This is a genomic window from Kitasatospora sp. MY 5-36, from assembly GCF_001182915.1.
Classification (GTDB): domain Bacteria; phylum Actinomycetota; class Actinomycetes; order Streptomycetales; family Streptomycetaceae; genus Kitasatospora.
Genome location: NZ_LFVW01000002.1, coordinates 1 through 1415 on the forward strand (window position 1 = coordinate 1; position 1415 = coordinate 1415).

Here is a 1415-nt window from a genome sequence, read left to right on the forward strand (position 1 = left end):
CACCGTCACCGCCCGGCGGACCGGTCTCGCCCGGAGGGCCGAGCCGGACCACCAGTAACGGCGCCCCGCCACCCGCCCGCTCGCGTTCCCGCTCCGCACCGCCGAGCGCGGCGGGCTCCGCCGCCCCGGCCCGGAGCGCCGCCGCACGCAGCCGTACCGTCAGGTCCTTGCACTCCGAGACCGCGTCCACGCCGTCGATGCACGTCCAGTAGAGGCTCTCGGTGTCCGCCCCGCAGGCCAGCACCACCAGCGTCTCGCCGACCTCCTGGAGCAGCCCGTCCAGCGCCCCCAGGGCCGGCGCCAAGTCCCCCAGGTCGGTGAGCCGCGCGGCCCGGCCGCCGCTCACCAGGGCGGCCCGGACGACGGAGCGGTCCAGGCAGACCGCCGCGTGCGCCCCGGCCTCGGACAGCTGCTGCCCCAGCCCGGTGAGATCCTCGTCCTCCGACTCCGCCAGCCTGGCGCCCACCGCCTCGGTGAGCAGCGCGGCCTGCCGCGCCTCGGCCAGCACGTCCGGTACGTGCCTGGCCTCGGCCAGGGCGTACCGGGCCGTCTTGATCAGTCGCAGCGCCTCCATGGCCACCGCTCCTCCCGCTCGCTGTCGCCGTCGACCCGGGCCGCCGGGAGGGGCGGTCCGCGTGGTGACGGCTGGTCACGGCGAAAGCGTGCGAGGAAGTGCGCGAGCGCGCATCCACGTTGTCAGAAGCTGTGGACAAGTCCGGGGTTGTGGATAACTTTCGTCCCTCACACGGGTTGGTCGTCCACGTCCGGGTTGACGGAGGTCGCCCTCTCGGGCGCGCGGGCCACACTCCCGGCGGCCTCGACCGCCCCTGGGTCGGCACCGCCCGCCCCCTGGTCGGCGGCGGACGCCTCCTGGCCGGCGGCGCCCGCGGCCGTCGGCACCGGGAAGCGGAGCTCGTTCCGCTCGATCTTGGCCGCCAGGGCCTCCAGCGGATCCACCCCGACCGCCGTGCAGAACTGCAGCAGGTACGCCAGCACGTCCGCGACCTCGTCGTGCACCCGGTGCGCGCGCTCCGGGTCGGACATCACCGCGGCCGCCTGCTCGGGCGTCAGCCACTGGAAGATCTCCAGCAGCTCCCCCGCCTCCACGCTCAGCGCCGCCGCCAGGTTCTTCGGGGTGTGGAAGGGCTCCCACCGCCGGGCCGACGCGAAGTCCACCAACCGCTGCCGCAGGACATCCACCGTGGGCTCTGCCAGCCTCGTCACTCGTTCGCTCACCCCTCCAGGTCTACCGCATCCCGGCCCGCCGCCCCACCGCCCACCGAGGACACCCCGCCGCCCCCCGCGAATCCGGCCGCCCCCGCCGGCTCCTCCGACCGGCCCCCGCCCGCTTCCGCCCCCAGGCCGACCGCCTCCCCGACCGCTTCCCCGGCCGCCTCCCCGTCCACCGCACCAGA

1 protein-coding gene and 1 pseudogene are annotated in these 1415 nt (G+C 76.0%); both read right to left on the bottom strand.

From position 1 onward, the window contains the following. Window positions 1–574: DUF6099 family protein (locus AE652_RS00255; RefSeq protein ID WP_049648993.1), on the bottom strand; the 574-nt coding region annotated here is incomplete at its 3' end. 320 nt (window positions 575–894) lie between these two features. Continuing rightward, window positions 895–1215 (bottom strand): annotated as a pseudogene (locus AE652_RS49390) (nucleotide pyrophosphohydrolase); the annotation flags it as partial. Window positions 1216–1415 lie beyond the last annotated feature (200 nt).